Consider the following 15,927-nt stretch of genomic DNA (forward strand, 5'->3'; position numbering starts at 1 on the left):
ATCATCAATGCAAGTACATGTACCAGCTATTGGCACAGGTGAAGCACTTTATGGCGACGGCATCACCGTATCCTGGCTCAGGTCATGGGATGGCAAAAAAGACTCACAATTAGGATCAGCTATTTAGCTCAGTGTCCCTCCCTCGCAGAAAGCACTACAAAGCCCGCTTTCACGCACATCCAGACCATCCCTGCTACCTAAGCAGTGACAACACTTTGCGTCTGGAAGCTTGAATCAGCATGCCAGTTACTGCATCTACTCCATCATGCTCTCTGTATTTTGTCCGATATAGGTCGATTAAGCCTCCTATTACCTCTTCAATGCATTGGACTTCCTGTGCTTACTCTAATCTTATTTTTAGACGTGAAATCCAACCGCTATTGCAGGATTTATGCGGATAATTTTGCCGTTCATAGCCCACCAAATCGTGCTCTATTTTTAACCGACAGCCAAAAGATTGTGACCTTTTTCCGTTTATGAGAACGGAATCACAACAAAATCAGCACTCAAATTTTCAGCAAAAAATTAACGGTTAAAACAAACGGAGATCGAGATCACCCAATATTTCAATTTCACTAAAAACAAAATAAACAAGAACCCTGAACGATAGTAACCACTAACATTAAACGTTCTAATGGACGGATTTAGAGCATTTTTTGACCTCAATCAATTGAGGAGAAACCTTGTCAAAACCGTCAATATTGACGGTTTTGACGCTCCTTTATTTCCTTTTGACGATTTTAACGGACTACCCAATTGACCCAAATACGGAACCGGAGTTTCCTTACCTTGCACTGAGCCTGCACGGCCATGTGGATAACCAAGTTCACTTGTGTGGTTATTCATAGCGGGTTCCGGCCTGACCAAATTGTTTATGGTCAGAACCAAGTGGAACAAAGCAACTAGTAAGGAACAGCTATGCTTGCCAATCTAAAGAAAACAAAACTTGCAGTAGCCGTCGTTGCGGCCGCAGCGTCGGTACTGACAGCTCCTGTTGTCAGCGCTGCCGATAGAGTAGAACTAACTATCGTACCTGACTTCTACCCACAACTTACTCGTAACTTCAACCCGTTCTTGCAGAACAACCTGAAGTCGACCCTGGACTTTGTTTACGAGCCACTGGTTATCTTCAACCAGCTGGACGGCAACACTCCAGTAATGCGTCTGGCGAAGGACTACACAATCTCAGATGACCTGAGAAAAGTAACTTTCGAAATCCGTGAAGGCGTTAAATGGTCTGACGGCACACCTTTCACTGCAGAGGACGTGGCATTTACTTACAACCTGATCCGTGAAAACGCAGCGCTTGACCTTGCAGGTAACGCAGCGCTGATCAGCGACGTTAAAGTGAAAGGCAACAGCGTTGAAATTTCGCTGAACGAAGCTAACTCTTCAGCACCTTTCAAACTGGTTCAAACGCATCCTGTTCCTAAGCACATCTGGAGCAAGATTGACAAGCCAGAAGCTTTCGCGAACGAAACTCCAGTTGGTTCTGGCCCGTTCACCGAAGTTGATACCTTCACCAGCAACCTGTATGTACAGTGTGAAAACCCTAACTACTGGGATGCTGACAGCGTAGCTATCGACTGTCTGCGTATGCCTCTGATCAACAACAACGACGGTCTGCTGTCTAAGATTGTTGCTTCTGAGCTGGACTGGACTTCTTCGTTCATCCCAGATATCGACGCAGTTTACGCATCAGTGAACAAGAACCACAAATACTGGCCAGCGCCAGTAGGCTCTTCTGTTAACCTGCTGGTTAACTTCGAGCACCCAGAAGCAGCTAAGAACGAAGCTCTGACTAACGTTGACTTCCGTCGCGCAATGTCTGCTGCTATCGACCGTCAATCAATCATTGACATCGCGTTCTACGGTGCAGGTTCTCCAAACCACTCTGCAGCAGGTATCGCAGCGCTTTACCAAAGCTGGTCTAATCCTACAACTTACGAAGCAGCGAAGAAATTCAACTCATACAACGTTGAGTTTTCTAAAGAGTTGCTGAAGAAAGCAGGCTTTAAAGACATCAATGGTGACGGTTTCGTAGAAACTCCATCAGGCAAGAGCTTTGAACTGGCAATCCAGACTCCTTCTGGCTGGACTGACTGGAACAACACTTCACAACTGGCAGCAGAAAACCTGGCAGATGTAGGTATCAAAGCGAAAGCTGTAACGCCTGACTTCTCTGTTTACAACGAAGCAATGGCTGGTGGTACGTTCGACGTAGCTCTGACTAACTACTTCACAGGTCCAGATCCACACCAGACTTGGGACACTGGCTTCCACTCTCGCTTCATGGCGAAAGAAGGTAACCCACGCTTCGCGATGCACCGCTTCAAGAACGCGGAAGTAGACGAGCTGCTGGAGAAATTCTACTCAACAGCTGACCGTGAAGAGCAAGTGGAAATGGCTCACAAGATTGAAAAGATCCTGTCTGACAATCAAGTAGTGATTCCAGTTCTGTCTGCGGCTTCTACTTACCAGTTCAACGAATCACGCTTCACTGGCTGGTGGAGTGCGGACAATGCCAAAGGCCGTCCAATGATTTGGCAAGGTATCAATGAGCGTCTGCTGCACATTCTTGACCTTAAGCCAAAAGCTTAATCTCTAAATCTGGCGGCGCATCCGCGCCGCCTCTTTCCAAAGATAAACAATCGGTACTTTTGACCTTGGAGCTTTAATTCTTTGGTCACGGCTTCGTCGTGCCACTTAAGGTGTGAGTTATGGGATTTTTTCTTAATAGATTAATGTTTTATTTTGGCGCATTGCTTATCGCAATCACGCTGAATTTTATTTTACCACGTGCAATGCCCGGCGACCCGGTGACCATGATGTTTGCCAACGCGAGTGTACAGGTAACCCCTGAACGTATCGCGGCAATGAAAGCACTTTTGGGTTTCGTTGATGGCCCTATCCACGTTCAGTTCCTGACTTACGTGAAAAGTATTTTCACTTGGGAGCTTGGCGTATCAACCCAATTCTATCCAATGACTGTTAACGAGCTGATTGCTAAGTCTCTCGGTTGGACTCTGTTCCTTGCAGGTACTTCCGTAGTGATGGCGTTTTGTATCGGTTCAGTGGTTGGTATCTTCGCGGCATGGCGCCGTGGCAGTCGCTTCGACTCATTCGTGTCTCCAGGTTTTATGGCCTTGCAGGCAATTCCACCTGTTGTTATCGGCATGCTTATCCTTTTCATATTCGGTATCACGCTCAAGTGGTTCCCGACATCTTACGGCATGCCAGAGGGCGCAATCCTCGACTTCACCAGCTGGGAGACATACAGCGGCATTCTCTACCACGCTTTTCTTCCTCTGTTCTGTGCGACCATCGCACAAATCGGTGGCTTCCTTATCAACATGCGTAACAACATGATCAACTTGTTGGCGGAAGACTACATCACAATGGCTAAAGGTAAGGGCCTTTCAGAGAACCGCGTTGTCTTCAACTACGCCGCTCGTAACGCCCTGTTGCCAACCGTGACTGCGCTTTCTATGGCGCTGGGTATGGCAGTTGCCGGTCAGCTGGTTGTAGAAATGATTTTCCAATACCCAGGATTGGGTACGGCGATGCTCAATGCGGTTAACGGCCGTGACTACCAAGTACTGCAAGGCCTGCTGATCATCCTGACCATCGTTATGCTGTGCTTCAACTTCATCGCTGATGTTCTCATCGTTTTGCTTGACCCACGTCTGCGTAAGGGAGGCAAATAATCATGAAAGATTTTCTTAATATTATTCGCGGTAATACAAAAGCTCTGGTAGGTGTCATCTTAATTCTGATGTTTATCATCGCCGCTGTATTTGCACCGTTTCTTTCTCAGTACGACCCGCACAAGCGTACGGGTGCACCACATGAATACCCTGGTTTTGTTGTCAAAATGGCACAGGCTAATCCAGATGGTTGGGTAGCCGAGAATCTGGCAGATAACCAACGTCGTCTGCGTATGTCAAAAGACGGTGAACACGTGATGGGTACTACCCGTCTTGGCCGTGACATCTGGTCTCAGGTGGTTCACGGTGCACGAACCTCACTGTTCGTTGGCTTCACTGCAGGTATTTTCGTGTGTGTGGTTGCCACCATCATGGGTATCTCTGCAGGTTACTTTGGCGGACGTGTAGATAACATGCTGTCAGGTGCAATGAACGTCATGCTGGTTATGCCTCAGCTTCCAATCGTGATGGTAGTAGCAGCATTCGTCGGTCAGGCAGGTCCGCTCACCATCGCCTTGGTAATAGCCTTAACCTCCTGGGCATGGGGCGCCAGGGTAATCCGCTCCCAGACACTGGCAATTCGTGAGAAAGAGTTCGTTAAAGCCGCAGAAGTGCTTGGCGAATCCCGCACTCGCATCCTGTTTGTTGAAATCCTGCCAAACCTTATCCCTCTGGTAGGTGCAAGCTTCATCGGCTCTGTGATGTACGCCATCCTGACTGAATCTGTGCTCTCGTTCATCGGTATGGGCGACCCGAGTGCAGTGAGCTGGGGTTCAATGCTGTACAACGTACGTACCTCTTCAGCAATGCAACTGGGTATCTGGTGGGAAGTACTGGCACCTTGTTTGGCGCTGAGCTTGCTGTCTCTTGCACTGGCACTGGTTAACTTCGCAGTCGATGAAATCGCTAACCCGCAGTTGCGTGCACAAAAAGGCCTTAAGCGCTGGAAGAAGATGCAAGCAGCAGAAACTCAGGCACGATCAGAAACTGAGCTGACTCCACAAGTAGCAATGAGCGGAGAGAAATAATGAGCGAAGCACAACTACAAATCCGCAACCTATGTGTTGACTACATTACTGACGCGGGCGATGTCCGCGCAGTAAACAACGTAAGTTTTGATATTGGTAAAGGCGAAGTATTCGGCCTCGCCGGTGAGTCTGGCTGTGGTAAATCCACCGTAGCATTCTCACTGATGCGTCTTCATAAGCCGCCTGCATTCATCAGCGACGGTGAAGTCCTCTTCAACGGTGAAGACATCATGAAATACAGCGATGAGCGCATGAGCCGCTTCCGCTGGAAAGAAATCTCCATGGTGTTCCAATCAGCGATGAACGCCCTGAACCCCGTTCTAACCATGGAAGAGCAGTTCTGTGACGTTATCATGCGCCATACCAACATGACCCGTGAACAGGCAAAGCGCCGCGCAGAAGGTCTGTTGGAAATCGTTGATATTCACCCAAGCCGTTTGAGCGACTACCCGCACCAGTTCTCTGGTGGTATGCGTCAGCGTCTGGTTATCGCGATTGCACTGGCTCTGAACCCGAAAATGATCATCATGGACGAGCCGACAACGGCACTGGACGTGGTGGTTCAGCGCGAGATCCTGCAAAAGATCCACGCACTGAAAGAAGAGTTTGGTTTCTCGATTCTGTTCATCACCCATGACCTGTCACTCATGGTGGAGTTCACTGACCGTATCGGCATCATGTATGCCGGCCAGTTGATTGAGGTGGCACCGTCGAAAGAAATCCTCAAAAACCCTTATCACCCTTACACCGAAGGTCTGGCTAGCTCATTCCCTCCACTGACGGGTCCAAAAACACACCTTTCCGGTATTCCAGGCAACCCATTGAACCTGCTTGAGATCCCACAAGGCTGTCGTTTCCAGGCTCGTTGCGGAAAGACCAAAGATACCTGTTTCAAAGTGGCTAACACATTGACTCAGGTAGAGCCAAACCGTTTCACCAACTGCCACCTGTTTACAGGCAAGTAATTGGCTTTAGCGACTTGTAGGAGTGAGCAATGACTAAAGAATTAGGCCAACCGATTGTTGAAGGCAAAAATCTAGTAAAAGATTTCCCTATCAGCAGTAATGCGCTGAACAAGCCAATGATGCGCGCACTGAATGACGTGTCATTCAAACTGTATAAAAGCCGCGGTCTGTCGGTAGTAGGTGAATCTGGTTCAGGTAAATCTACCTCAGCAAAAATGATCGCCAAGATGTATGCACCAACCTCTGGCTCTATTGAGTACAAAGGCCGCGACATCGCGACGATCACCAAGAAAAACGATCTGATGACCTATCGGGAAGGTGTTCAGATGGTATGGCAAGACCCGTTCGGTTCCCTGAACCCAACACACACCATTTTCCACCACATCGCGCGTCCACTGCACATTCACAAAAAAGCGAGCAGCAACCCGAAAGAACTGGAAGAACAAGTGTACGACCTGCTGAATCAGGTTGGTCTGACACCGCCAAAAGAAACCGCGCAGAAGTACCCTCACCAGCTTTCTGGTGGTCAGCGCCAGCGCGTTAACTTAGCGCGTAACATCGCTGTAGGTGCTGAAGTTGTACTGGCTGACGAACCAACCTCCATGCTCGACGTCTCTATCCGTGCAGGTGTATTGAACCTGATGGAAGAGATGAAGTTTGAGAAGGAAATGGCACTGCTTTACATCACGCACGACATCGCTACTGCACGTTATATCGCAGAAGATCTGGCGGTAATGTACGTTGGCCACATGGTGGAATGGGGTGACTGTGAAGAAATCATTCACCGTCCACAACACCCATACACTCGCCTGCTGGTTTCCGCAGTACCGGATCCTTCGAAATCTATCCACACCGAGCTGGAAGGTAATAAAGGCGAAATTCCTCTATGGACGCCGGATTCTGTTGGCTGTCCATTTGCTGGCCGCTGTCTGCACGCGACAGAAAAATGTCGTCAGGCGTTGCCTCCAGTGACCAAACTGGCGGATAACCACTTCGTTCGCTGCTATCTGTTCGAGTGAGCCTCGGGCTAGAGTTTTAGGAGGTAAAATGCAGCTGTTGATCAATCATATCGGCTATGAGCGCTTCGGCAATAAACAAGCGCTGATCCTTGCAAAGCAAGAAGTCACTGCGACACATGCCGATATTGTAGATTGCCAGACTGGGCAATCAGTGATGCAGCTGCCTGTTTGTGCTTGTGGTTCTGTAGACCAATGGCATACCGGCGAAGTTTACCGTATCGATTTCTCTGCACTCAATGAGTGCGGAGATTTCTTCGTCAAAGTGGGAGATGTTTCGTCTCCGGCTTTTTCTGTCGCAGAAGGTATCCTGTTTGATCGCACCTTTTCAGATGTGATCCACTACTTCAAATCCCAGCGTTGTACAGGCACGTTTGATCAGCGCGATCGCACTACGCCCCTTCTTGGCACAGATCGTCACGTTGATGTTCATGGCGGTTGGTATGATGCGTCAGGCGACGTCAGCAAATACTTCAGCCACCTTTCATATGCTAACTATTTAAACCCTCAGCAAATTCCGATGGTTGTCTGGAATATGCTGAATACTCTGGAAACCCTTTCTTCAGAACTGGCTCCATTCTCTAAAACCCGTCTGCATGATGAAGCGCTGTTTGGTGCAGATTTTCTCGTTCGCATGCAGGACGCAGAAGGTTTCTTCTACCTGACCGTGTTCGACAAGTGGAGCAAAGATCCTTCTCAACGCGATATCTGCGCTTATGAAACCCAGCAAGGTCACAAGACCAATGCATTCCAGGCTGGTTTCCGTCAGGGGGCTGGCGTAGCGATCGCATCACTTTCCGCTGCAGCGCGCTTTGGTGTTAACGGCGAATACGATGTTGAGGCTTACCAAAAGACTGCAGAAACGGGCTACTGGCATCTAAAAGAAAACAATACGTCTTACCTAGACGATGGTCAGGAAAACACCATCGACTTTTACTGCGCGCTGCTGGCAACAACAGAACTTTTCAAACTCACCGCCAGCGAGTCATACCTTGAAGAAGCGCGTTATTGGGCAACCCGCCTTGCCGAGCAACAACAGAGTGATGAATGTATTAATCACTTCTGGTCCGCTAACGGTGATGGTTCTCGCCCTTATTTTCATGCTGCTGAAGCAGGCTTGCCTGCGATTTCGCTGATGCAATACCTTCAGGTAGAAGGCGATGACACACTCAAAGCGAAATATACGGAAACCCTTTTCAATGCGCTGAACTTTGAGCTCAGCATCTCCGCCGAAGTGAACAACCCATTCGGTTATCCGCGTCAGTACATCAAGAATGTCGACGCAGAAAAACGCACCAGCTTCTTCGTTGCCCAACGCAACGAGACCGGATACTGGTGGCAAGGTGAAAATGCGCGTCTGGGTTCACTGGCTGCCATGGCATTTATGGCCACCAGCTATGTGTCTGACGAAGAGCAAAAAGCCAAGCTTCGTGAATACGGTCAACATGCCCTGAACTGGATTGTGGGACTCAACCCTTACGACATGTGCATGTTGGACGGCCATGGCCGCAACAACCCTGACTATCTGCCTGATCTTGGCTTTATCAATGCCAAAGGCGGCGTGTGCAACGGCATTACGGCTGGCTTTGAAAACGAGCATGACATCGCTTTCAAACCTGAAGGCCAGAAAGATGACATGCTGCAGAACTGGCGTTGGGGAGAGCAATGGATCCCACATGCGGCTTGGTATCTGTTAGCGATTGCCATGCAAAAGAAGGATGTTGCCCATGGGTAATTTCTTCTGTGGCGTAGACGGTGGTGGCACTTCCTGCCGCGCACGTATTGTTGATGAACAAGGCCAGTTTTTGGGTGAAGCCAAAACCGGCAGTGCCAACATCCTCTTGGGTGTGGAACTGGCGATGGATAACATCCAAAGCGCTATTGCTCAAGCGGCTGAACAGGCTGGCATCACCGACCTTTCCACACTGTCTGTTGGTCTTGCATTGGCAGCAGCGGAGCAACGCTCAGCCTGGCATGCCTTTATGTCTCTGCCGCACCCGTACAAACACATGACCCTGAACACTGACGGTTATGGTGCATGTATGGGCGCATTCAGCGGTGATAACGGTGCCATCGTTATCGCTGGCACAGGCTCTGTCGGTATCTATTTAGAAAACGGTCAACAGCATGTTGTCGGTGGCCGTGAATTCCCAATCTCCGATCAAGGCGGCGGCGCGGTTATGGGATTGCGCCTGATCCAACAAACACTGCTGGCGCACGATGGTCTTCGCACCGGTTCAGCTTTGTCAGACCACGTCCTTGCACATTTCAACCACGACCTCGATGCCATTGTTGAATGGTCCAAAACCGCAAAACCACGCGATTACGGCCAATTCAGTCCGAAAATATTCGAACTGGCAATGGAACGAGATGAACTTGCCATGGAATTACTGCAAGGCTCTGCTGATGATGTAGAGCGTCTTATCCTCGGTTTGAACCGTAAAGGCGCAACGCAAATCGCGCTGATGGGCAGCATTGGTGAACGCATTGTTCGCTGGCTGTCTCCAGCGGCCCAGTCTTTGCTGGTAAAACCCCAGGCGGATGCCATGGCCGGCGCTATTTTGATGGCGCGCGGTAACCACAATCTTTATCCGTTTTCGAGGTGAGCCATGAATTTTCGCCTAGACCTCAATGTTATTGAAGCGACGCCAAGTGAAAGCCGCTTTGCATTAGTGCTTCATAACCTTTCTGAAACTAACATCCAGAACTGGCAGCTGACATTCAGCGCCAGTCGCTATGTGCTGCCAACGTCAGTGTCTCACGGCACCTTAAAACAGATTGGCAGTCTGTGTATTTTTGAAACGGGCGAACCTTTAAACGCAAACCATCATCTGTATCTCGAGTTCAGCCATCCTACCAAGCCTTTCTCCATGCATGATGAAGGCATTGGTGATGCATGCCTGTTGATCACCACTGAAGATGGCGTTAAGGCCGTGCCAGTTGAAACAACACCAATCAATCTGGGTACCCAAACACCAGAGCGCGTATCACTGACACTTCCGGAACCGAAAGCGATCAATCTGATCCCTCAGCCTAAAGCACTGGTGGTAAAGCAAGGCCAGTTTGCGCTGACTGACGACATCGCGATTCAATCTGACAGTGATATCAGTAAACCTGCTGCGCGTTGGCTGGCAGACGAGATGTCTCAACACCTTCGCCGTGATGTCACCATCAAGCAAGAAGCTCAAATCCGTCTGGTTCAGGATAAAAACCTGAAGCCAGAGCACTACCGGGTAAGCGTAACTCTTCAGAGAGTAACGATTTCAGCATCGAACGAAGCTGGCTTTGCCCATGGCGTGGCGACTGTACTTCAACTGCTGCCAACACAGGCGTCACATCGTCATTACTTCGATTACGCCCTGCCATGTGTTGAAGTTGAAGACCATCCACGCTTTGGTTACCGCGGCATGATGCTGGACTGTGCACGTCACTTCCACCCTCTCAGCCGTGTGAAAAACCTGATCAATCAACTGGCTCGTTTTAAGTTCAACCATTTCCATTGGCACTTAACCGATGACGAAGGCTGGCGCATCCAGATTGATGCGTATCCGGAGCTAACGGAAATCGGCGCCTGGCGTGGGCCATTCGAAAGCATTGAGCCTCAGTACACTTCGCTGTCCAAGATCCACGGTGGTTTTTACACCAAAGACGAGATCCGTGAAGTCATTGCGTATGCCGCAGAGCGAGGCATCACTGTGGTGCCGGAAATTGATATCCCAGGTCACTGCCGTGCCGCTATCAAATCCCTGCCACAACTGCTGGTTGAAGATGCCGATACCTCAGCGTATCGCAGCATTCAGAACTACAACGACAATGTGCTCAACCCTGGCCTCAAAGGCACTTACACCTTCTTGGAAACCGTTCTGAAAGAAGTGTGTGAGCTTTTTCCTGCGCCTTACGTTCACATTGGTGCTGACGAAGTGCCAGAAGGCGTGTGGACGGACAGCCCTGCATGTCAGGCCTTGATGAAAACCCACGGCTACAAGGACTTCAAAGATCTTCAGGGTCACGTTCTGCGTCACTGTGAAGATTTCCTCAGCACCAAAGGCAAACAAATGTTTGGCTGGGAAGAGGCCGTGTTTGGCGACAAAGTCAGCAAAGACACAGTGATCTTCTCTTGGCTCAACGAGCAATCCGGTCTCGACTGCATTCGCAACGGTTACAACGTTGTGCTTCAGCCGGGCCACGAAACTTACTTGGATATGGCACAAGACTACTCGGCTTGTGAGCCGGGCACAGACTGGGCCTGTAAGGTACCGCTTGAAAAAGCCTACCACTATGAGCCTTTCGCTAACTCAACCGTCACCACAGAAGAGTTTGGGAAAGTGAAAGGAATTCAATGCGCACTTTGGTGCGAGATGACCAATACCCAAAGCCGCTTCGAGTACATGATCTTCCCTCGCCTTCTGGCGATCGCAGAAGTGTGTTGGAGCGCCAAGGAACAGCGGGACTGGGCAGATTTCCAAGCCCGTCTCAGCGGACAACTGCAGTACCTGGATCGTCTGGGTATTAACTATCGTCGGTAATTACTTCAATTTTTTGAGATTTGTAGAAGGATACACGCCATGAAATACGGCTTCTTTGATAACGACAACCGGGAATATGTCATTACCCGCCCTGACGTACCGGCGCCATGGACCAACTATTTAGGTACAGAAAAGTTCTGTACCGTTATTTCACACAACGCAGGTGGCTACTCGTTCTACAACAGCCCTGAGTACAACCGCGTCACCAAATTCCGCCCAAACGGTACCTTCGACCGTCCGGGCCACTACGTGTACCTGCGTGATGACGAGACTGGTGACTACTGGTCAATCTCCTGGCAGCCAGTGGCTAAAAGCCTGGAAGAAGCATCGTACGAAGTGCGTCACGGCCTGTCATACTCTAAGTTCAAGTGTGAGTACAACGGCATCACCGCACAGAAAACCCTGTTCGTACCAAAAGGCGAAGACGCACAAATCTGGGACGTTAAGATCAAGAACGATGGTGACAAGCCACGTACGATCAGTGCGTTCTCTTTCGTTGAGTTCTCATTCAGCCATATCCAGTCTGATAACCAGAACCATCAGATGAGCCTGTACTCTGCAGGTACTTCGTACAACGACGGTGTGATTGAGTACGACCTGTACTACAACACCAACGATTACGAAGGTTTCTACTACATGGCGTCCAGCTTCGATCCTGACAGCTACGACGGTCATCGCGATAGCTTCCTGGGTATGTACCGTGACGAAGCAAACCCAATTGCAGTAGAGAATGGCCGTTGCTCTAACCACGTTCAAACCTGTTACAACCACTGTGGCTCTTTGCACAAGCAATTCGTTATTCAGCCAGGTGAAGAGGTTCGCTTCGTATTCTTGCTGGGTATCGGCAAAGGCGAAGGTCAGCGTCTGCGCGCGAAATACCAGGACATGGCTAACGTTGATGCCGCATTTGCAGCAATCAAAGGTCACTGGGATGAGCGCTGTAACAAGTTCCAGGTAACCTCACCAAACGAAGGTCTGGACACCATGATCAACGCTTGGACCCTGTACCAAGCAGAAACCTGCGTGGTTTGGTCTCGCTTTGCGTCATTCATCGAAGTAGGCGGCCGTACTGGTCTGGGATACCGTGACACCGCACAAGATGCGATTTCTGTTCCTCACGCAAACCCGCACATGACGCGTAAACGTCTGGTGGATCTGCTGCGTGGTCAGGTGAAAGAAGGCTACGGTCTGCACCTGTTCGATCCAGACTGGTTCGATCCAGAAAAAGCGGACGTTAAACCATCTAAATCACCGACTGTTGTTCCAACACCAAGTGATGAAGATAAGATCCACGGTATCGAAGACACCTGTTCTGATGACCACCTGTGGATTGTACCAACCATCATTAACTACATTCAGGAAACTGGCGAAGAGAGCTTCTTGGATGAGATGATCCCTTACGCAAACGGTGGTAATGCATCTGTCTACGAGCACATGAAAGCAGCACTGGACTTCTCGGCTGAATACGTCGGTCAAACCGGTATCTGTAAAGGTCTGCGTGCAGACTGGAACGACTGTCTGAACCTGGGTGGCGGTGAGTCAGCAATGACATCATTCCTGCACTTCTGGGCACTGCAAGAGTTCATCCAACTGGCCAAATACAAAGGTAAAGACGCAGATGTTGCTAAATACACTGAGATGGCAGCAAACCTTCGTGAAGCGTGTGAAAAACACCTTTGGGACGACGAGGGTGGCTGGTACATCCGCGGTCTGACCAAGACGGGTGACAAGATCGGTACAGCGCAACAAGCTGAAGGTCGTGTTCACCTTGAGTCAAACACTCTGGCAGTTCTGTCTGGTCTGGCATCACAAGAACGTGGTGAGAAGGCCATGGACGCGGTAGATGAGAACCTTTACTGTGAGTACGGTCTGCACCTGAACTCTCCATCATTCGCAACACCAAACGATGACATCGGCTTCGTCACCCGCGTATACCAAGGCGTGAAAGAAAACGGCGCAATCTTCTCGCATCCAAACCCATGGGCTTGGGTTGCAGAAACCAAACTGGGCCGTGGCGACCGTGCAATGAAGTTCTACGACGCACTGAACCCTTACAACCAAAACGACATGATCGAGAAGCGTGTGGCTGAACCTTACTCTTATGTTCAGTTCATCATGGGTCGCGACCACGAAAACCACGGCCGTGCAAACCACCCATGGCTGACAGGTACATCTGGTTGGGCTTACTTCGCGGTAACTAACTTCATCCTGGGCGTGCAAACTGGTTTCGACGGTCTGATCGTAGACCCTTGTATCCCAACAAGCTGGCCTGGTTTCGAAGTTCGTCGTGAATGGCGCAATGCGACTTACAACATCAAGGTTGAAAACCCGAACGGCGTTAGCAAAGGCGTGAAATCAATCACTCTGAACGGTGAGACTGTTGAAGGTGCAATTCCTGCACAAGCGGCAGGCTCTGTGAACGAAGTGGTTGTTGTTCTGGGCTAATCACAAAAACGGGGCTGAATCAGCCCCGTTATTTGTCTGTTTCTAAAGGAGATCAACCATGATCCAATTTGGTACCGGTGGCTGGCGTGCACTGATTGGCGAAGAGTTTACCCGCGATAACGTGCGACTCGTTGCCCAGAGCCTTGCCAACATCATGATCAATGAAAACGCGATCGAGCCGGGCTTTGTTATCGGTTATGACCGCCGTTTCCTCTCTGACAAAGCGGCAGAATGGTTTGCGAGCGTACTAGCTGCAAACGGCATCACCGTTAGCTTTATCGACAAATACGTTCCAACCCCTATCGTGATGTTCAAAGCGAAGGAGATGGAAACCCACTACTCGGCGTGTATCACCGCTTCACACAACCCTGCGGATTACAACGGCGTCAAAGTCTTTATCAAAGGCGGCCGTGACGCAGACGAAATCATCACTGCGAAGATTGAAGAGCAAATTAGTCAACTTCAACTGAGCGATGTGAAAACCATCGACTTCGAAGATGCGGTTGAAGCAGGCTCAGTCAAAATCATCAACCCGATGAACGAATTCGTGGATTCGATCATCGATTTCATCGACATTGAAGCGATCAAAAAGGCGAACCTGCGCGTACTGATCGACCCTATGTTCGGTGTGGCGAAAAACGCCCTGCAAACCGTGCTGATCTCTGGCCGCTGTGACGTTGACGTTATCAACGACGGTGCAAACCCAGGCTTCGGCGGTTTGATGCCATCACCAAGTGCTGCAACGCTTTATCGCCTGAAACATTTGGTTGCTCATGAAGGTTACGACATTGGTATTGGTACCGATGGTGATGCAGACCGTCTTGGCATCATCGACGAGAAAGGTAACTTCATTCACCCGAATGAAGTCCTGTTGCTGCTGTACTACTACATGCTGAAGTACAAAGGCTGGAAAGGTTCTGTAGTGCGTAACATCGCGACCACTCACCTGCTGGATAAAGTCGCCGCAGACCATGACGAGAAGAGTTTTGAAGTGCCTGTTGGATTCAAACACATCAGCTCACAAATGGAAGCAGATGACTCCCTGATTGGCGGCGAAAGCTCTGGTGGCCTGACAATCCGCGGCCACATCAAAGGTAAAGATGGCGTATTCGCTTCAAGCTTATTGGTGGAAATGATCAGCGTAACGGGCAAGAAACTATCTGAATTGCTTGATGAAATCTATAGCAAGTATGGCTACGCCTACACAGCTGAAGGTGATTGCACGTTCAAGGCTTCTCAGCGCGAAGAGCTCTACAACAAGATTTATGTAGAAAAAGCGCTGCCAGAATTTGCTTATGAGATTGAAAAAGTCAGCTATGCCGATGGCCTGAAGGTTTACTTCAAGAACGGTGGTTGGGCATTGGCGCGCTTCTCAGGCACCGAGCCACTACTGCGTATTTTCGTGGAGTGGGAAGACAAAGACACCGCGGAAGCTCTGGTTAAACAAATCAAAGAGTTCCTGTACGTTTGATGTCCAAAATGAACAGTCTAATCCACTAAATTGGCAACAATGCTGTTCATTCCTGCAAACCGAAAGGTTTTTGCAACAAGGGTAGCTTAGCTACCCTTTCTTTTATCTGCTGAGGGTGCATTCACGGAAAGAGAGGTCACCGACAACCAGCATAGCGTCGTCTCCTTTTGTATAGAAGTGGACCCCATTGGTTGGACACACAAGCTAATTTTTTAAGTGTTTGATCCCGCTCATGCTGCGTATCTTTGCCTGCCGAAGTAGGCTTCATCAGGAGTAAGGTCATTGAGTCCCTGATGGTTACGCTCTTCGTTATAGAACACCATGTAGTGGCCGATTTCAAGTTCAGCTTCTCGGGGGGTGGTATAGGCTTTTAAGTAAACCTCCTCATATTTCAAGCTACGCCATAATCGCTCGATGAACACGTTGTCGACCCAGCGTCCTTTCCCATCCATGCTTATCCGTACATCATGGTCGATTAATCTCTGAGTAAACTCAGCGCTAGTAAACTGGCTGCCTTGATCTGAATTGAAGATATCGGGCGGCCCGTAGTGTTGCAGTGCGTCTTCGAGAGCCTCAATGCAAAAGCTTGTATCCATCGTATTCGACAAGCGCCAAGCCAGTACTTTGCGGCTATACCAGTCGATAATGGCCACCAGATACAGGAACCCCTTCGCCATGGGGATGTACGTGATGTCAATCGCCCAAGCTTGGTTTGGATAAGTGACATCGATATCACGCAGCAGGTAGGGATAAACCTTGTGTGCTTTGT

11 protein-coding genes and 1 pseudogene are annotated in these 15,927 nt (G+C 49.5%); 11 read left to right on the forward strand and 1 reads right to left on the reverse strand.

Translation table 11 applies throughout. The features are described 5' to 3' along the window. The 11 genes and pseudogenes from GMA8713_RS28305 to GMA8713_RS23990 all read left to right on the forward strand — a co-directional run. Positions 1-113 (forward strand): annotated as a pseudogene (locus GMA8713_RS28305) (IS630 family transposase); the annotation flags it as partial. A gap of 805 nt (positions 114-918) precedes the next feature. After that, positions 919-2,601, forward strand: a complete 1,683-nt coding sequence (locus tag GMA8713_RS23945) for an ABC transporter substrate-binding protein (protein ID WP_062714976.1) — start codon at positions 919-921, stop codon at positions 2,599-2,601. Between the two features lie 119 nt (positions 2,602-2,720). Continuing rightward, the gene (locus tag GMA8713_RS23950; protein ID WP_002540447.1) at positions 2,721-3,707 is read left to right on the forward strand and encodes an ABC transporter permease; all 987 of its coding nucleotides are present in this window, start codon (positions 2,721-2,723) and stop codon (positions 3,705-3,707) included. Positions 3,708-3,709: 2 nt separating this feature from the next. Continuing rightward, entirely contained in the window at positions 3,710-4,735 is a 1,026-nt protein-coding gene (locus GMA8713_RS23955; RefSeq protein ID WP_062714978.1) for an ABC transporter permease, read from the forward strand. Beyond that, positions 4,735-5,700 (forward strand): ABC transporter ATP-binding protein, encoded by a 966-nt coding sequence (locus GMA8713_RS23960; protein ID WP_062714980.1) that lies wholly within the window; start codon positions 4,735-4,737, stop codon positions 5,698-5,700. The genes GMA8713_RS23955 and GMA8713_RS23960 overlap by 1 nt, the downstream gene beginning before the upstream one ends. A 29-nt stretch (positions 5,701-5,729) precedes the next feature. Beyond that, positions 5,730-6,719, forward strand: coding sequence for an ABC transporter ATP-binding protein (locus tag GMA8713_RS23965; protein WP_002540450.1), 990 nt, complete (start codon positions 5,730-5,732; stop codon positions 6,717-6,719). Positions 6,720-6,747: 28 nt separating this feature from the next. Beyond that, positions 6,748-8,451: a glycoside hydrolase family 9 protein gene (locus GMA8713_RS23970; protein ID WP_062714982.1), complete on the forward strand. Its 1,704-nt coding sequence runs from the start codon at positions 6,748-6,750 to the stop codon at positions 8,449-8,451. Next, entirely contained in the window at positions 8,444-9,322 is an 879-nt protein-coding gene (locus tag GMA8713_RS23975) for a glucosamine kinase nucleotide-binding domain-containing protein (RefSeq protein WP_062714984.1), read from the forward strand. Before GMA8713_RS23970 ends, GMA8713_RS23975 begins: the two co-directional genes overlap by 8 nt. 3 nt (positions 9,323-9,325) lie before the next feature. Continuing rightward, complete coding sequence (locus GMA8713_RS23980; protein WP_062714987.1) at positions 9,326-11,242, forward strand: beta-N-acetylhexosaminidase; 1,917 nt, start codon at positions 9,326-9,328, stop codon at positions 11,240-11,242. Between the two features lie 39 nt (positions 11,243-11,281). After that, positions 11,282-13,687: a glycoside hydrolase family 94 protein gene (locus GMA8713_RS23985; protein WP_062714989.1), complete on the forward strand. Its 2,406-nt coding sequence runs from the start codon at positions 11,282-11,284 to the stop codon at positions 13,685-13,687. A 58-nt stretch (positions 13,688-13,745) separates the two neighbouring features. Beyond that, positions 13,746-15,158 carry a phosphoglucomutase/phosphomannomutase family protein gene (locus GMA8713_RS23990; RefSeq protein WP_062714991.1) on the forward strand — a complete coding sequence of 471 codons (1,413 nt, stop codon included), beginning with the start codon at positions 13,746-13,748 and terminating at the stop codon, positions 15,156-15,158. A gap of 230 nt (positions 15,159-15,388) precedes the next feature. Here GMA8713_RS23990 and GMA8713_RS23995 read toward each other — a convergent pair. After that, positions 15,389-15,927 (reverse strand): IS3 family transposase (locus tag GMA8713_RS23995; RefSeq protein WP_062705098.1); only part of this gene is annotated, 539 nt, incomplete at its 5' end.

Source organism: Grimontia marina (assembly GCF_900060185.1).
In the GTDB taxonomy this organism is placed as follows: domain Bacteria; phylum Pseudomonadota; class Gammaproteobacteria; order Enterobacterales; family Vibrionaceae; genus Enterovibrio; species Enterovibrio marinus.

Bases quoted from the DNA above. Each gene is read 5' to 3' on its own strand.
- GMA8713_RS23970 (WP_062714982.1), top strand. From the start codon at position 6,748: ATGCAGCTGTTGATCAATCATATCGGCTATGAGCGCTTCGGCAATAAA.
- GMA8713_RS23960 (WP_062714980.1), top strand. From the start codon at position 4,735: ATGAGCGAAGCACAACTACAAATCCGCAACCTATGTGTTGACTACATT.
- GMA8713_RS23955 (WP_062714978.1), top strand. From the start codon at position 3,710: ATGAAAGATTTTCTTAATATTATTCGCGGTAATACAAAAGCTCTGGTA.
- GMA8713_RS23965 (WP_002540450.1), top strand. From the start codon at position 5,730: ATGACTAAAGAATTAGGCCAACCGATTGTTGAAGGCAAAAATCTAGTA.
- GMA8713_RS23945 (WP_062714976.1), top strand. From the start codon at position 919: ATGCTTGCCAATCTAAAGAAAACAAAACTTGCAGTAGCCGTCGTTGCG.
- GMA8713_RS23990 (WP_062714991.1), top strand. From the start codon at position 13,746: ATGATCCAATTTGGTACCGGTGGCTGGCGTGCACTGATTGGCGAAGAG.
- GMA8713_RS23975 (WP_062714984.1), top strand. From the start codon at position 8,444: ATGGGTAATTTCTTCTGTGGCGTAGACGGTGGTGGCACTTCCTGCCGC.
- GMA8713_RS23950 (WP_002540447.1), top strand. From the start codon at position 2,721: ATGGGATTTTTTCTTAATAGATTAATGTTTTATTTTGGCGCATTGCTT.
- GMA8713_RS23985 (WP_062714989.1), top strand. From the start codon at position 11,282: ATGAAATACGGCTTCTTTGATAACGACAACCGGGAATATGTCATTACC.
- GMA8713_RS23980 (WP_062714987.1), top strand. From the start codon at position 9,326: ATGAATTTTCGCCTAGACCTCAATGTTATTGAAGCGACGCCAAGTGAA.